General features: G+C 64.0%; 11 protein-coding genes. 2 read left to right on the top strand and 9 right to left on the bottom strand.

Annotated elements, in window-relative coordinates:
* Window positions 1–178: 178 nt before the first annotated feature.
* From hemH to AC0YKC_RS32095, 9 genes are all read right to left on the bottom strand, one after another.
* Window positions 179–1,243, bottom strand: coding sequence for a ferrochelatase (gene hemH, locus AC0YKC_RS32135; RefSeq protein ID WP_434723881.1), 1,065 nt, complete (start codon window positions 1,241–1,243; stop codon window positions 179–181).
* A 146-nt stretch (window positions 1,244–1,389) separates the two neighbouring features.
* Window positions 1,390–3,465 (bottom strand): 5'-nucleotidase C-terminal domain-containing protein, encoded by a 2,076-nt coding sequence (locus tag AC0YKC_RS32130; protein WP_488513970.1) that lies wholly within the window; start codon window positions 3,463–3,465, stop codon window positions 1,390–1,392.
* A gap of 189 nt (window positions 3,466–3,654) precedes the next feature.
* Window positions 3,655–4,032 carry an outer membrane lipoprotein Omp10 gene (omp10, locus tag AC0YKC_RS32125; RefSeq protein WP_320293122.1) on the bottom strand — a complete coding sequence of 126 codons (378 nt, stop codon included), beginning with the start codon at window positions 4,030–4,032 and terminating at the stop codon, window positions 3,655–3,657.
* A 190-nt stretch (window positions 4,033–4,222) separates the two neighbouring features.
* The gene (locus tag AC0YKC_RS32120; RefSeq protein ID WP_488513969.1) at window positions 4,223–5,668 is read right to left on the bottom strand and encodes a homospermidine synthase; all 1,446 of its coding nucleotides are present in this window, start codon (window positions 5,666–5,668) and stop codon (window positions 4,223–4,225) included.
* A gap of 131 nt (window positions 5,669–5,799) precedes the next feature.
* On the bottom strand, window positions 5,800–6,735 hold the full coding sequence (locus tag AC0YKC_RS32115) for a heme-dependent oxidative N-demethylase family protein (protein WP_488513968.1): 936 nt from the start codon (window positions 6,733–6,735) through the stop codon (window positions 5,800–5,802).
* 32 nt (window positions 6,736–6,767) lie between these two features.
* Entirely contained in the window at window positions 6,768–7,430 is a 663-nt protein-coding gene (locus tag AC0YKC_RS32110) for an aminotransferase class IV family protein (protein WP_488513967.1), read from the bottom strand.
* Complete coding sequence (locus AC0YKC_RS32105) at window positions 7,379–8,524, bottom strand: aminodeoxychorismate synthase component I (protein WP_488513966.1); 1,146 nt, start codon at window positions 8,522–8,524, stop codon at window positions 7,379–7,381. The genes AC0YKC_RS32110 and AC0YKC_RS32105 overlap by 52 nt, the downstream gene beginning before the upstream one ends.
* Before the next feature lie 212 nt (window positions 8,525–8,736).
* Window positions 8,737–9,426 carry a proton-conducting membrane transporter gene (locus AC0YKC_RS32100; RefSeq protein WP_488513965.1) on the bottom strand — a complete coding sequence of 230 codons (690 nt, stop codon included), beginning with the start codon at window positions 9,424–9,426 and terminating at the stop codon, window positions 8,737–8,739.
* A gap of 355 nt (window positions 9,427–9,781) precedes the next feature.
* Window positions 9,782–11,620, bottom strand: coding sequence for a M3 family oligoendopeptidase (locus AC0YKC_RS32095; RefSeq protein WP_320293128.1), 1,839 nt, complete (start codon window positions 11,618–11,620; stop codon window positions 9,782–9,784).
* 159 nt (window positions 11,621–11,779) lie between these two features.
* Here AC0YKC_RS32095 and AC0YKC_RS32090 point away from each other — a divergent pair, with 159 nt between their 5' ends.
* Together AC0YKC_RS32090 and AC0YKC_RS32085 are read left to right on the top strand one after the other, a co-directional pair.
* Window positions 11,780–13,327, top strand: a complete 1,548-nt coding sequence (locus AC0YKC_RS32090; protein ID WP_488513964.1) for a sigma-54-dependent transcriptional regulator — start codon at window positions 11,780–11,782, stop codon at window positions 13,325–13,327.
* Window positions 13,328–13,705: 378 nt separating this feature from the next.
* A complete protein-coding gene (locus AC0YKC_RS32085) occupies window positions 13,706–15,565 on the top strand; it encodes a peptidoglycan L,D-endopeptidase MepK (RefSeq protein WP_434723874.1) in 1,860 nt (619 codons plus the stop codon).
* The last annotated feature ends 254 nt before the right edge of the window (window positions 15,566–15,819 follow it).

The following is a 15,819-nucleotide window of genomic DNA, read 5'->3' as shown; positions in this document are numbered from 1 at the left end:
TTACAATCAGGTGATCGCTAATATTGGTTAGCGGCGGGTTTTGCGCACCGGTTTCGAGCTAAAGCGCGCCGCGCTGAAACGGACTCAGTCGACGCGCTTTATCTCTTTGTCTTGATGCATGTCGTTGTCCCAGAACCGCTGCACACTTCTGGGCGACATGCATAACCGGTGAAACCCGTCACACCCAGCCGGAAAGCTCGCGCCGCACCAGCGTCTCGACCACCGCCATGCCTTCCGCGCTGTCGTTCAGACAGGGGATATGAGCGAAGTTCTTGCCGCCGGCGTGATGGAAGGTTTCGGCCGCCTCGCGGCCGATCTCGTCCAGCGTCTCGATGCAGTCGACGGAAAAGCCCGGATTGACGATGGCGATCGATTTCACGCCGTCCTTGGCCAGCTTCTCGACGGTGACGTCGGTATAGGGCTGCAGCCACTCCTGCGCGCCGAATCGCGACTGGAAGGTGGTGATGAGCTTGTTCTCGTCCCAGCCGAGCCTTGTCCGCAGCAGCCTAGTCGTCTTCAGGCAGTGGCAATGGTAGGGATCGCCCTTCTCGAAATAAGGTTTTGGGATGCCGTGATAGGATGCGATCACCACCTCAGGCTTGAAGTCCAACGTGCCAAGATGCCGCTCGATCGAATGAGCGAGAGCTTCGATATAGACCGGCTCATCGTAGTAAGGCGGCACGCTGCGGATCGCTGGCGCGTTTCTGATCTCCATAAGCGCGCGGAACAGTTGGTCGTTCGCGGTCGCCGTCGTCGTTGCCGAATATTGAGGATATAGCGGGAAGGACAGGATGCGGTCGCACCCCTGCTCGACCAGACGGCGTGCGACACTTGCCGTCGAAGGGTTGCCGTAGCGCATCGCCCAGTCGACCACGACATTCGGCAGGTCGGTGAGCGCCTTGGCGAGTTTCTCGCCTTGAGCGCGGGTAAAGGTGCGCAGCGGCGACTCGTTCATCTCCCGGTTCCAGATACGGGCGTAGTTGGCGCCGGACTTCTTCGGCCTTGTGGTCAGCACCAGTCCGTAGAGGATCGGGTACCAGATCGCCTTGTTGAGCTCGATGACGCGCGGGTCGGAGAGGAATTCCCTGAGATAGCGCCACATCGGCGCGAACTCGATTCCGTCCGGCGTGCCGAGATTGATCAGCATGACGCCGATTTTACCCTGTTTGACGGCCGGGTGGCCGGCGGGCAATGGACCGATTGTCTTCGCGGCATCGGCATTGGTTGGGCTGGCAATCGTCATCAATCGTCTCCGGTAGCGCCGCGGAAACTAGCGATGCCCTGCCGGTTTTCAATGCTGCGTCTGGCCGCACCTTATCCCGTTAGGACCCGAAAAAGGAACACCCGCCCGGTTGCCCGGACGGGTGTGACGGCCCCGGCTCGATGTGGTTACTTCGCGGCCGGCGGAATGGTCAGCGTCGCGCCGAGCGGCAGGCGACGCGGCTTATAATCCTTGTTGGCTTCGGAGATGAGCTTCCATTTGGTGGCGTCGCCATAGGCTTTCTTGGCCAGGTCCCAATAGGTATCGCCGGCGGCGATGGTGTGACTGGTCTCGGCCGGTTTCGCTTCGGCCGGCGTTGCCTGCGCCGGCTTGGCCGGCTCGGCTGCAGGAGCTGCCGGGGCGGTTTCGGCGGGCTTTGCCGGTTCGGCGGCCGGCGCCGCGGGCGCGGTCTCAGCCGGAACGGCCGGCGGCGTGCCGGAGATGTCGCTGGAACCGGAAGGCAAAGCCGGCATTGCCGGTTCGCTTGCTGCCGGTGCGGCCTCAGCCGGCTTTGCCGGTTCTGCTGCCGGTGCGGGCGCTGTCGCGGCAGGCGCCGCCTCGGCTGGTTTTGCCGGCTCAGCCGCCGCGGTCGTCGCCGCGATCTCGGTGATACGTCCGTCGAGCTTCGGCGTGTAGGGCTGGTGGGCGCCGAGATAGTCGGCCACCACCTGCTCGAGGCCGGGACCGTAATCATAGGCGTCCGTCGCCTTCTCGGCGAAGACCTTGTAGCCGTCGCCGCCCTGGCGGACATAGTTGTTGGTGGCGACGATGTACTGCTTGTCGGGATTGATCGGCGTCCAGGCGCCGTTCTCCATCACCTCGACCGATTTGACACGGCCGGCATTGGGCGCGACCGACTTGTCGAAGGAATATTTGATGCCGGCGACCTGCGGGAAACGGCCGGCGCCGTCCTCGATCTGGCTGAGGCCGCTTTCGAGGCCGGCGACAAGGTCCTTGCCCGAGATCTTGAAGGTGGCCAGCGTGTTCTGGAAGGGCAGCACGGTCAGCACCTCGCCCATGGTCACCGTGCCCTGGTCGATCGAAGCGCGCAGGCCGCCGCCGTTCGAGATGACGATTTCGACGCCCTGGCCCTTGGTGCGGTCGAGAATGGCGTCGGAGACGAGATTGCCCATCTCGCATTCGCGGGCGCGGCAATTCTCGCGGCTGCCGTCGATCGGTTTGGTGGTCGCGGCCACCTCCTTGTTCTTCAACGCCTCGATCGGCGCCCCGAGTTCCTTGATGCGGGCAAGCACGGTCGGATCGGGCGCGATCGACTTGTCGAGATAGATCGGGGCGCCGCTGGCTTCCTTGACGTTGCCGTTGTCGTCGAACACGACCTTGAACTCGCCGAGATATTTCGAATAGGACGCCGCCTGAACCACCGGCACCTTGTGGCCGTCGGGGTTGTCGACCATCGTGGGGTACGGTCCCTCGGCCTTCGGATCGGTGTTCGACAGGAGCGTGTGGCTGTGGCCGCCGACCACCACGTCGATGCCCGGGATCTTGGCGATGACGTCGCGCTCGCGCCTGTAGCCGATATGGGTGACCGCGATGATCTTGTTGACGCCCTGCGCCTTGAGCTTTTCGATCTCCGCCGTGATCGACTTGACGTCATCCGCGATGGCGATATTGGGGCCGGGCGAGGCGAGCTCCGGCGTGTCGTTGGTGACGGCGCCGACGATGCCGATCTTCTGGCCGCCGACCTCGACGACGATCGAAGGCTTGATCTTGCCCGCGGCGCCGGACTTGTCGTTGGGCATGACATTGGCGCTGACGATCGGGAACTTCGCCTTGTCGAGGTAAGGCACCAGTGCCGTCTCGCCGTCGTCGAATTCGTGGTTGCCGAGCGTCACCGCGTCGGGCTTGATCTGATTGAGGAATTCCTCTTCCACGGCACCCTTGTAGGTGGTGTAGAACAGCGATCCCTGGAAGCTGTCGCCAGCATTGAGCAGCAGCACGTTCTGGCCTTCGAGCTTCTTGCGCTGCTCAGCGATCGCCGTGATCAGCCGGCCGGCGCCACCGATGCATTCGCCCTTGGTCTCTTCGTCGGCGGAACAGGTCGACTCGTATTTGTTGTTGCCTTCGATGCGGCTGTGCCAATCGTTGAAATGCAGGATGTTCAGCGTGTAGTCGGCAAAAGATACGCCAGCCGACAGGCCGAGCGTCGAGGCGGACAGGGCTAGGATCGAGGCAATCTTCTTCATCTTCGTCTCCCGGATAAGCTGACTTCAAAGGTGCTTAATGCCTTCGCTTGACTGGAAAATAACAGTCAGCCTCGGGTCATGTTCACATCGGGTTCCGGCCGATGCAAGCACAAATCAGGGGAGATGTTTGCCGGCACAAAAAAGGGACGGCGGCTTGCGCCACCGTCCCTGTCGATCGAATCGGCTGCCTCAAGCCCGGCGCGTCAGAACGAAGTTCTGGCCGCTGGAGCTGGTGCAGTTGAGCTGGCTGGTGGAGACCATCAGGCAGTTGAAGCTGACCGGCGTCTGTCGGATCAGCGAGGTGCCGTGGATCTCGACCGAGGTCGCCCCAGTCATGGTGTAGCTGCCTTCCGACAGCTTCTGACCGGTATCGGTGGCGACGGTGGTGAAGCTGCCAGCCGCGAAGGTCGACAGGCCGGTGCCCTTGGCGTCGATCCAGTTGCCCTCGACGCCCTTCGGCGCCGCTCCCATCGAAGGCTGGTCCGAGGGACCGGTGGTGGTGCAGGCGGCCGCAGCCAGAAGGCTTGCCGCGGCGCCTGCCGAAAGCAGTTTGCGCGCAATGGTCATTTTGAAAATCCTCTCCTCTCGCATCGGCCCGAAAATCGAGTTTCCGATTTTCGGAAAGCACGATGCGTTCATTCAAAGTGCTAGAGCGTACTTTGTGCGTCCGGATGGACGCACGTCGCTCTAGGCCGCACCACTTCAATCGCCCGATTTCCGGGCGATTGCAAGGCGCAGAGACATGCCTGCCGAACCGCTATCGGACCAGAATGTTGCGGAACTGCCACGGGTCGTCCTTGTCCAGATCCTCCGGGAACAGGCCCGGGCGATTATCCAGCGGCGTCCAGTCGGTGTAGTAGCCCCTGACCGGTCCGAGATAAGGCATTTGCACCTCTAGGCAACGCCGGTAGTCCATCTCGTCGGCCTCGACGATGCCGGCCGTCGGGTTCTCCAGCGCCCAGACCATGCCGGCGAGCACCGCCGAGGTGACCTGCAGGCCGGTGGCGTTCTGGTAGGGGGCGAGCTTGCGGGCCTCGGCCAGCGACAGCTGCGAGCCGTACCAATAGGCATTCTTGTCGTGGCCGTAGAGCAGCACGCCGAGTTCGTCGACACCGTCGACCAGCTCGTTCTCATCGAGCACGTGGTGGACCGGCTGCGGCTTGCCGGCGGCGCCGAACATCTCGTCCAGCGACAGCAAGGCGTCATTGCAGGGATGGTAGGCGTAGTGGCAGGTCGGGCGGTATTGAAGCTTGCCCTTCTTCGAGCGCACGGTGAAGAAGTCGGCGATCGAGATCGCCTCGTTATGCGTCACCAGGAGGCCGTATTGCGCGCCGGGCGTCGGGCACCAGCTGCGCACGCGCGTATTGGCGCCGGGCTGCTCCAGATAGATCGCAGCCTTGGAGCCGTGCTTGTGCTTCCTGCCGTTCTTCGGCATCCAGTTTTCATGCGTGCCCCAGCCCAACTCGGCCGGCTGCAGGCCCTCCGAGATGAAGCCTTCGACCGACCACGTGTTCCAGAACACGTTCATCGGCTTCGGCTTCTTGGTGCGCTGGGTGTCGCGCTCGGCGATATGGATGCCCTTGACGCCGGCCTTCTTCATCAGCCTGGCCCAGGCCTCGCGGTCTTCCTGCGCGGGCTCCGAAAACTCGAGACCGAGATCGGTGGCGAGGTTGACCAGCGCCTTCTTGACGAACCACGAGACCATGCCGGGATTGGCGCCGCAGGTGGAGACCGCCGTCGGGCCGCCGGGCTTGTCCTGCTTTTCCTTGATCATCGCTTCGCGCAGCGCATAGTTGGTGCGGCTGGCATTGTCGGCCTCGGCGTCGAAATAGAAGCCGAGCCACGGCTCGACGACGGTGTCGATGTAGAGCACGCCGAGCTTGCGGCACAATTTCATCAGGTCCACCGAGCCGGTGTCGACCGACAGGTTGACGCAAAAGCCCTGGCCGCCGCCATTGGTCAGAAGCGGCGTCAGCAGCTTCTTGTAATTCTTCTCGGTCACCGCGTCCTGGACGAAGGTGATGCCGCGCTCGTCGAGCAGCTTGCGGTCGGTGTCGCGCGGGTCGACGACCGTCATGCGTGACTTGTCGAACTTGAAATGGCGCTCGATCAGCGGCAGCGTTCCCCGCCCGATCGAGCCGAAGCCGATCATCACGACAGGACCGGTGATTTCACCGTAAACGGGCCAGTTTTCATTCGCCATTTTTTCGCACACTCCTTCAAACACGCGCAAAACGGGCATTTTTCGCCCGACGGGCAAGCGCTACACCACAGATCAATGTCATAAACCAGCGAAAAGCGCCAACCGCCGGTCAAGCCGGCTTGGCGGCGTGGTTAAGCCGCCCCGGCCATGCCGCCGAGGAATGCAACCAGCCGGTCGCGGTCGGCGGTCAGGCCCTTGTAGTCGAGCTGGGCTTGGTCGAGCGCGTTGAGCTGCTCCACGAAGGATGCAGCCAGCGTCGCCCGGTCCGGATGCCGTGCCAGCACCTTGAGCGGATCGAGATGGATGCGGATGGTGAACAGGATGTCGCGCGAAAGGGGCAGCTTGCGCAGCGTCTGGCGCTCGACGCGGATGAAGGCATGAGCGTCGACATCGCCGTCGGGGAAGCGGCTCGGGCGGTTGGTGGCGCGGTCGATGCGCTCGACATTGGAGAGCGGATGATAGAGCCTGTCATCCGCCTGGATCGACCAGTTGAAGCGCTCGACCGCCTGGCCCTGCAGGCCGTCGAACATGCGGTTGATGAGCTCGGCCGGCCGCGTGCCGGGTCCGAATCCAGGCACCGGCGCGTGGATCTCCTGCAGCGGCTTGCCGAATTTTTCCAGCAGCGACCAGGACGAAGGGAAACAGAGCGAGCCGGCGGCGAGCCGCCAGCCGCGCTCGTCGCGGCGCATCAGGATCAGGTCTTCCTGGACGAGCAGCGAAGCCTGTGCCAGCGGCGCCTCGCGCAGGGCAGGAGGCAGCCTGTCGATCGTCCCCTCGAAACCGACCGGCTCGACATCGGCTCCGTCGCGGCGGTGCATGCCGGAATGCGCGGCCTCGAGATGGGCGGCGAGCAGGTCGAGCACTTCGCGCTGAGCGCCGCGTGTGCCGTCTTCCTCGACAAAGACCTTTTGCGGGATCTCCCTGTAAAGCCGCTGCTTTTCGGCCAGATGCGGCAACAGCAATTCATCGACCTCGATCCAGCGATCGAAGTCGAGCGGCTTCAGCCCGATGGCGAAGAGTTTCGAGGATCCGTCATAGGGCGTGTGGGTCGGCTGGCGAATGGTCATTCCTTGCTTCAAACAGTGCACCGCTCAAGGTGTCAGCCCAGTTGCGCCGGGATCAGCCCGCGCAGCGAATTGCCGACGAAGATCGCCTTCGCCGCCTTCAGATCGTCGAAGCTGTAGATCGCTTCCACGGCGCGGCCTTCGTCCAGAAGCTGGCCACGCAATATTCCAGGCAAAAGGCCGCAGTCGAGGCGGGGCGTGGCGAGCGGGCCGTCGCCGAAATCGGCGAAGAGATTGGTGATCGTGCCCTCGCAGAGCTCGCCACGCTCGTTGGCCAGCAGCACCTCGTCGGCGCGGGTTGCGAGATATTCAGCGCGTGCCTGGGTGTAGACCTGGCGTCGGCTTGTCTTGTGGCGCAGCAGCGTGTCGCCGGAATCGAGCCGGACGCGCGCCAGCTGAAGCCGCCAGACCTTGTCCGCCGGCAGCGGTTCGTAGGCTTGAGCCGCAGCCGTCGCTTCGCCATTGCGCTGCAAGGCAAGGCGCACGCGCAATGCAAGTCCGTGCCCGCCAACGGTGCTCGATAGCACTTCGCCGATCCGCCCGGGATCGCAGGCGAAGCCGAGTTCGGCGGCGGAGGCATAAAGCCTCCCAAGGTGGCGCTCGAAGCGCAGGAACCCGGAACCAGGCTCCCAGCGCATGGTCTCGATCAGTTCGAAGCCGGCGCCGTTCCCGTCGCGAAGCGCGCTTTCAACAGACACTCCCGATACTCCTCCTCGGCGGTCGAATCGAAGACGACGCCGCCGCCGACATTGTAGACGGCCTCGCCGTCGGCAAAGAGCGAGATGGTGCGGATCGCTACCGAAAACCGCATCCTGCCGCCCGGCGCGATCCAGCCGATGGCGCCGCAGTAGACGTCACGCGGCGCGTCTTCCAGCTCATGCAGGATTTCCATGGCGCGGATTTTCGGCGCGCCGGTGATCGAGCCGCAGGGGAAGAGCGCGGCGAAGACCTGGCGGATGCCGATGTCGGGCAAAAGCCGGGCCCGCACGCGGCTCACCATCTGGTGCACCGTCGGATAGGTCTCGATGCGGAACAGTTCCGGCACGTCCAGCGTGCCGACTTCGCTGATCAGCGAGATGTCGTTGCGCAAAAGGTCGACGATCATCCGGTTCTCGGCCTGGTTCTTCTCGTCGTTGCGCAGGAAGGCCTTCAGCCGCGCGTCTTCGGTCTTGGTCGCGCCGCGTGGCGCGGTACCCTTCATCGGGTGCGTTTCGATCATGCCGTCGTCATCGATCTCGAAGAACAATTCGGGCGAGCGCGAGAGCACGATCGGGTCGCCGAGCGAGACCAGAGCGCCATATTTGACCGGCTGGCGTTCGGTCAGCGCGTCGAAGGCGGCGAGCGGATCGCCGGACCAATGCGCACGGACCGGGAAGGTGAGGTTGCCCTGGTAGCAATCGCCCTTGCGGATGTGGTTGTGAAGGCGCGCGAAGCGGCGGGCATAGTCCTCGGCTGACCATGTTGCCCTTGCATCGAAGATCGGGCCGTTGCTGGCAGCCCCCGCGTTTTGCGGCACCGCCTGCTCGACAGGCGCGTCGAAGACGCCAAGGCAGACCAGCGGCGCGCGGCGACTGTCGGGCAGCAACGGCACCAGTTTCGGCTCGAGCAGGTAACCGGCTTCGTAGGAGAAATAGCCCGCCAGCCACTTGCCCGAGTCCGAGGCGGCCTGCGCCCTTTCCAGCGCGGGCATGAACCCTTCGGCGTCCTGCGCGACGATGATCTCGCGCGGTCGCTCGAAGACCAGCTGCCGAGCGGTCGCGTCGTTGCGGAAAATGGCTGCGGGCAGGGACATGAGCCTCGGATGCGGACAATCTCTTTGTTTGGCGCAATTTCGAACGGAAAACCGCTACACACTTTTCCTGAAATTGCTCCAAGTCGACCGCTCTATATGGGGGCCCGGCGTGGCGCAATCGAGGGAGCGGCGTCGGGCGGCGCAAAGGTCGCTGGCCCAAAACAAAGACGGCGTCCAAAAGACGCCGCCTTGCTGCCAACCAGGCTGGTTGCTCAGGTGTTGCTTGCGGTTCCGGCCGTCGGGAACTGGCGGGCGAATTCGGCCTCGTTGCCGGCGGCCAGCAATTTCGCCTGTTCGATCCACTTTTCGCGCGCGATGCGGCCGTCGAAATTGAGCACGTCTTCGATACGCTTGACGTCGGCGGCGGTCCAGGCGGCGATCTGGGCATAGGTGGTGACGCCCAGGCCCTTGAGCAGTCTTTCGTTGACCGGGCCGATGCCGATGAGGCGGCGCAGATTGTCGGCCTTGCCCGCCGCGGCCTGGAGCGCGGCGGCTTTCTTGGCCGCGGGCGCTGCCGCCTTCTTGGGCGCGGCGGACTTGGCCGCCGGCTTCGCCGCCGCGGTCTTCGCCGCCGCCGGCTTCTTTGCGGCGGCCGGCCTCGCTGGAACTGCCTTTGTCGCGGTCGCCGGCGTCACCGCTGCTGCCGGCGCGGCGGGTTTGTCGAAGCCGGCCTTGGCGGAGGGCGCGTCGCGCAGCCGGCTTTCAAGATCGGCGCGGGCACGGCCGCAGGCATCGAGCTCGCCCTTCAACCGATCGCCATCGGCACGCAGCCTGTCGCGCTCGCTTCGCGTGCGGTCGAGATCGCCACGCAGACTGTCGAGCTCGCCGCGCAGGCGACCCCAGATGAACCAGCCAACCAGGATACCCACAACGAACGCCAGGAGCATGTAGAAGAAAGTCATTTCCCTCTCCAGTCCGATCTGTCGGCCGAGGCCCGGAAAGGCGAGCTCACGCCAAGGATCGTCAAAGGTTCCGTCGTCGGCGGAACCGCCGGCTTCAATCGAGCCATCGGCGTTCGGCCTTGTCCGGGCCGACGGCCATCGTCGCATTCGCCGTAGCGTCGCGGCCGGCCATCTCTGGCCTGCGCTATGCGTCCGGCTGAGCTTGAGGCCGGACGCTATCATATGGCTTGTCGAAAGCCAGTTGAAAAATGCGGCGGAGAGTTATTCAAGAACAGCTATTTAGGGCAAGAATAGACCCTTGCTAATATGCATCCCGGCTAAACTATTGCGGCCGATGCCTGCGCCGTAGTTGTCGTCAACTATCGAGCGCTTCCAATTCGTCGATCAGCGAACCAATGATGCCAAGGCCGATCTGCCAGAAAGCGGGATCGGTGGCGTCGAGGCCGAAGGGCGCCAGAAGCTCGGAGTGATGCTTCGTGCCGCCAGCGCGCAGCATCTCGAAATACTTCTCCTGAAATCCGCGCTCGGCATTCTGGTAGACGGCATAGAGCGAATTCACCAGGCAATCGCCGAAGGCATAGGCATAGACGTAGAAGGGTGAGTGGATGAAATGCGGGATATAGGTCCAGAAGACCTCGTATCCCTCGCGCAGCTTGATCGCCGGCCCCAGGCTCTCGGCCTGCACCTCCAGCCAGAATTCGCCGAGCCTGTCCGAGGTCAGCTCGCCGTTCTTGCGCTCGGCATGCACCTTGCGCTCGAACTCGTAGAAGGCGATCTGGCGCACGACGGTGTTGATCATGTCCTCGACCTTCTGGGCGAGCATGGCCTTACGCTCGCGCTTGTCGCCGGTCTGCTCGAGCAGCGAGCGGAAGGTCAGCATCTCGCCGAAGACGGAGGCGGTTTCGGCCAGCGTCAGCGGCGTCGAGGCCATCAGCGCGCCCTGGCCGGCGGCCAGCACCTGGTGCACGCCATGGCCGAGTTCATGCGCCAGCGTCATCACATCGCGCGGTTTGCCCATGTAGTTGAGCAGCACGTAAGGATGCGCCGACGGCACCGTCGGATGGGCGAAGGCGCCGGGCGACTTGCCTGGCCGCACCGGCGCGTCGATCCATCTGCGGTCGAAAAAGCCGCGGGCGATTTCGGCCATGTCCGGCGAGAAGCGCTGGTAGGCGGAGAGCACCGTGTCCCTGGCGTTGTCCCAGCTGATCACCGCCTGCGGCGTCTCCGGCAACGGCGCGTTGCGGTCCCAGTGGTTCATCACCTCCATGCCGAGCCAGCGCGCCTTCATCGCGTAATAGCGGTGCGAGAGCCGCGGATAGGCCTCGCGCACGGCCGCGGCCAGCGCGTCGACCACGTCGCGCTCGACACGGTTGGCGAGGTGGCGCGAGTCGGCAATATCCTGGAAGCCGCGCCAGCGGTCGGAGATTTCCTTGTCCTTGGCTAAGGTGTTGGTGATGAGCGTGAAGGTGCGCAGGTTCTTGCGGAACGTGGCGGCCAGCGCCTCGGAGGCGCGGCGGCGCACCTCGCCATTCGAATCCTGCAGCCGGTTCAGCGCCGGCTCGAGCGTCAGCTCCTCGCCGTCGATCTCGAAGCGCAGGTCGGTCATCGTCTCGTCGAACAGGCGGTTCCAGGCGCCGCGCCCGGTGACCGACTTTTCGTGAAACAGCTGCTCGACGCGATCCTCGAGCTGGTAGGGCTTGTCCTTCCTGAGGTCGAGCACCCAGGGCCGGTAGTGGCCAAACGCCTTGTCGGCGGATAGAGCGCCCTCAATTGCCGCATCGTCGATCAGGTTGAGCTCGAGCGCGAAGAACAGGAGATGCGCGCTGGCGTCCGTCATCTTTTCCTGGACGTCGCCATATAGCTTGGCGCGCTGCGGATCGGCGGTGTTGCCGGCATAGACGAGGCCGGCATACGAAACGATGCGGCCGATCAGTTCCTCGAGCGCCTCATAGGCCTCGAGCGCCTCGCCCAGCCGGCCGGCGGCGCCGCGCTCGGCTTCCGCGGCAAGGGTGCCTTTCCAGCGGGTCTCGAAGGCGATGGCGTCGCTGGCCGCCCTGGCGATATCGCGCTTCAGCTCGGGCGCTTCCATGCCGGCATAGAGATCGGCGAGATTCCACTCCGGCAGGTCGCCAAGCCCCGCCGCGCCCTGGCCGGACGTTGGCGCCGCAAGCCGCCGACCAAACATCATGCGCATCAACGATACCTTCTTTGAACCAAGGGGCCAGAATCAAAGGGAAAGGAGAAGCCGGTCAAATCCTAAGGAATTCGTTCACCGGGTTTTTTGAAACCTTATTTAGAACCCTGTGCCAAGATGATCCATGGGGATTTTCTCGGGCGGACAACTCAAACAGTCATGACAGGTTCCATACTCATAGTCGATGACGATCCGGTCCAGCGCCGGCTGGTCGAGGCCGCGTTGACCAAGTTCGGCCACAGCGCGATCGTCACGGATAGCGGCGAGGCGGGCCTCGACGCGCTCGACGGGCCGAACGCGCGCGAGGTCTCCGTCGTCATTCTCGATCTCGTCATGCCCGGCCTCGACGGCATCGGCGTGCTGAAGGCGATGCGCGAGCGCGCCATCAACATTCCCGTCATCGTGCAGACGGCGCAAGGCGGCATCGAAACCGTCGTCTCGGCGATGCGGCACGGCGCCTTCGACTTCGTCGTCAAGCCGGCGTCGCCCGACAGGTTGCAGACCGCGATCTCCAACGCGCTCAAGGTGGAGGCTGTCGAGGACGAGATGAAGCGCGCGTCGCGGCGCCGCGGCGGTGGCCATCTCACCTTCAAGGACATGATCACGCGCAGCCCGGCAATGGACCGGGTGATACGCCTTGGGCAGAAAGCGGCGGCCTCCAACATCCCGATCCTGATCGAGGGCGAATCCGGCGTCGGCAAGGAACTGGTGGCACGCGCCATCCAAGGCAGCGGCGATCGCCGCTCGAAGCCGTTCGTCACCGTCAATTGCGGCGCCATCCCGGACAATCTCGTCGAATCGATCCTGTTCGGCCACGAGAAGGGTTCCTTTACCGGCGCCACCGACAAGCACACCGGCAAATTCGTCGAGGCGAATTCCGGCACGCTGTTCCTCGACGAGATCGGCGACCTGCCGCTCGACGTCCAGGTCAAGCTGCTGCGCGCCGTGCAAGAAGGCGAGGTCGATCCGGTCGGCGGCCGCTCGACCGTCAAGGTCGATATCCGCCTGATCTCGGCCACGCACCGGAACCTCCTGCAGCAGGTCAAGGACGGCAAGTTCCGCGAGGACCTGTTCTACCGGCTGAACGTCTACCCGATCTTCGTGCCGCCGCTGCGCGACCGCCGCGACGACATTCCCTATCTGGTCCGGCATTTCATGGAAAAGGTCGCTCCGACCGATCCGCGCCGCCGCCTTGCCGGCATATCGGCGACAGCGCTCGCGATGCTGCAGGCCTATGACTGGCCGGGCAATATCCGCCAGCTGGAGAATGCGGTCTTCAGGGCCTCGGTGCTTGCCGAGGGCGATGTGCTGACCGCGGAGGAGTTCCCGCAGATTCGGGCGCAGGTGGAAGGAACTGTCAATCTCGGAACGGAACCGGCATCCGTCGTCGCCGAAACGACCGCGGACGCGTCCCGGCAACCGGATGAGACCGTCGCCAATGCAACGGAGGCCGGCTTGGCCGATGGCCAGGCGCCAGCCAGGCCGCAGCCGCGTTTCGGAACGCTCCGTGCGCTCGACGAGCGCGGCAATGTGCGGGCGCTGGCCGATGTCGAGCTCGAAATGATCAAGCTCGCGATCGACCATTATAACGGTCAGATGAGCGAAGTCGCCCGCCGATTGGGCATCGGCCGCTCGACGCTCTACCGCAAGTTGAAGGAATATGGCATTGATCCCGAAGCTGGTCGCGTCGACCGGCTTGCCTCGTGACAGGCAAGCCTCGAACCAGCTTGCCCGCCTAAAATCCGAGTCAAATTGTCGCTTTTGACGTGAAAACGCAGGGTTTTCAGCGGTTGGCGTTGCCGGGGATCACACATTAACGCTAACGGTAACAGATCGTGTTCTGGCCGAGGCCGGATTCATGATCTAAACCAGCGGTTTACCACGAAATGCTGTGCATCATTTTTGACGGGATATCGCCACGGTGTTACCGCATTTCGGCTTCAATAAAAGATGATTAACCATTAGGATCGATATTCGGATGTGAAAGCGACGCATCCGTTTGGTCAAATCCGGGGACAAACGGCAGCCTGAAAGCCATTTGATTTGAACAAAGTCGAACGACACAAAAACGGGCGGCATTTTCACATGAGTGTCTGGCCGAGGTGGCTGACGTTTGTGATTTTGGCCGTCGGGTTTCTGTCCGCTGCGACGTCGGGCGCGAGGGCAGAAGTCCGTACGCTCAAGCTCTACCATCTGCACACGCATGAGAAGGCCGAGATCGTCTACAAGCGCAATGGCCGCTACGATGCGGAAGGCCTGCGCAAGATCAATATCATTCTGCGCGACTGGCGCCGCAACGAGCCGACCAAGATGGATCCGCGGCTGCTCGACCTGGTCTGGGAAGCCTATCGCGAAAGCGGCGCTACCGACTATATTCAGGTCGTCTGCGGCTACCGCTCGCCGTCGACCAATGCGCTGCTGCGTTCGCGCAGCCGCGGCGTCGCCGAGAAGAGCCAGCACATGCTGGGCAAGGCGATGGACTTCTACATCCCAGGCGTGCCGCTGAAGAAGCTGCGCAACATCGGCCTCAAGATGCAGGGCGGCGGCGTCGGCTATTACCCGACCTCCGGTTCGCCCTTCGTCCATATGGATGTCGGCAATGTGCGCCACTGGCCGGGCATCAGCCGCCAGGAACTGGTCAGCCTGTTCCCGAACGGCAAGACGCTGCATGTGCCGAGCGACGGACGCCCGCTGCCCGGCTATGAGCAAGCAGTGGCAGCGTATCAGGCGCGCAAGGGCGCCGGCACGCCCAATATCGAACTGGCCAGCGCCGGTGGCTCGACCAAGCGCTCCGGCGGATTGCTTGCCGCCTTGTTCGGCGGCGGCGCCGACGAAGCCGATGACGCGGCCGATGAAAGCGCTCCGGCGCCTCAGCAGAAAGCTGTGAAGCAGGTTCAGGTCGCCAGCGCTGCCACGGCCCGCAGCAGCAACCTGCCGGGCATCGCGATCGTTTCGCCGAAGGATGCCAAGCGCGCCAACATTCCGCAGAACGCGGATGACAGCGCCGACGATTCGCAACAGCCGCAGCAGGATACGCCCGAGACGATCATCGCCGCGCTGCCGCCGAAGGAAATCCCGCTGCCCGACTTCGCGCCGCGTCCCAAGGTCGATGTCGGCCAGCAGACGCCGCAGAACGTGCCGTTCGCCACGGCGGATGCCTCTACGACGACGGAGCAGGCGGTTGCGACGGCCCAGGCGCCCGTGCCGGACAAGGTTCCGTTCGGCACAGCCAGCGCCGCGGAGGCCGCGAGCACGGATCCGGCGCAGGTGGCGGTCAACAACATCCCGCTGCCGACTTGGCGTCCCGACCACTCGACGCCGGCGGAACTGGCGTCGAAGGACAAGAACGTGCTTCTGGCGCTGGCCGAAACCGCTTCGCAGGACAAGAGCGCGACCGATGCGTTCTCAGTGCTGCCGACCGCACGGCCGCAGCCCGGCAAGCAGGATGAGGTCAAAGCCGTTCTCGAACAGGCCAATGCGACCGTCGAGGCCGGCGGCGCCGGCGCCGAATACCAGCTCGCGTCGCTGACCGAACCCGAGCCGCGCTCCGCGTTCAACGATCCGTCGGGCGTCGATGCGGCCTCGCCGCGCCAGGCCATCGCCGCGCTTCCGGCCGGGACCGATCCCGCGAAGGCGATCGGCGGCAGTGTGAAGACGACGGCCAAGGAAGGCAGGGCGTCCGCTCACGATCTGAAGCCCGGGCCCAAGGCCATGGTGGTGGCGCCGCCGCCGCAAGCCGCGCGCTGGGCGCTGGGCAGCGGCGTCAACATTGCTTCGGTTTCCGACCCGACGACGGCGCCGCGCTACGCCTACAACATCGTGCACACGCCGCCGAGCGAAGTGTATACGGCCGGTTTCCAGGCGGATGGCCAGGTGCCGGACGCAAGCCGTTTCACCGGCAACGCGGTGAAGTTCCTCTCGGTCGCGCGCTTCCAAACGAAATAGGCGAGCCAGCGTGGCCATCGCAAAGCCGCGTTGGCCCGCCAGCGCGGCTTTTGTCTTTCATGGCATGCGCCGCTGCCTGGTTGACCACCCCATCTTCCCGCTTCGTCTAGAGCGGGATGAGATTTGTAGGAGTCGTTGGATTCCCAAATCAGCAATGATCTGATTCAACATCGATGCTGGGCAGGAGGCCAGCATCGATGGCTGGATATTCGATGGATTTGCGCGAGCGGGTTGTCGCGGCGGTCAAGGTTGAA

The sequence above is a fragment of the Mesorhizobium sp. CNPSo 4661 genome, assembly GCF_057784215.1.
The sequence above is the reverse complement of the archived record's forward strand: the minus strand, read 5'-3'. Positions and strand labels throughout refer to the sequence as shown.

What these genes read in the sequence shown, in the direction of transcription:
- hemH (WP_434723881.1), bottom strand. Translation starts at nt 1,243, where the DNA reads ATGACGATTGCCAGCCCAACCAATGCCGATGCCGCGAAGACAATCGGT.
- omp10 (WP_320293122.1), bottom strand. Translation starts at nt 4,032, where the DNA reads ATGACCATTGCGCGCAAACTGCTTTCGGCAGGCGCCGCGGCAAGCCTT.
- AC0YKC_RS32130 (WP_488513970.1), bottom strand. Translation starts at nt 3,465, where the DNA reads ATGAAGAAGATTGCCTCGATCCTAGCCCTGTCCGCCTCGACGCTCGGC.
- AC0YKC_RS32115 (WP_488513968.1), bottom strand. Translation starts at nt 6,735, where the DNA reads ATGACCATTCGCCAGCCGACCCACACGCCCTATGACGGATCCTCGAAA.
- AC0YKC_RS32095 (WP_320293128.1), bottom strand. Translation starts at nt 11,620, where the DNA reads ATGCGCATGATGTTTGGTCGGCGGCTTGCGGCGCCAACGTCCGGCCAG.
- AC0YKC_RS32090 (WP_488513964.1), top strand. Translation starts at nt 11,780, where the DNA reads ATGACAGGTTCCATACTCATAGTCGATGACGATCCGGTCCAGCGCCGG.
- AC0YKC_RS32085 (WP_434723874.1), top strand. Translation starts at nt 13,706, where the DNA reads ATGAGTGTCTGGCCGAGGTGGCTGACGTTTGTGATTTTGGCCGTCGGG.
- AC0YKC_RS32100 (WP_488513965.1), bottom strand. Translation starts at nt 9,426, where the DNA reads ATGACTTTCTTCTACATGCTCCTGGCGTTCGTTGTGGGTATCCTGGTT.
- AC0YKC_RS32120 (WP_488513969.1), bottom strand. Translation starts at nt 5,668, where the DNA reads ATGGCGAATGAAAACTGGCCCGTTTACGGTGAAATCACCGGTCCTGTC.
- AC0YKC_RS32105 (WP_488513966.1), bottom strand. Translation starts at nt 8,524, where the DNA reads ATGTCCCTGCCCGCAGCCATTTTCCGCAACGACGCGACCGCTCGGCAG.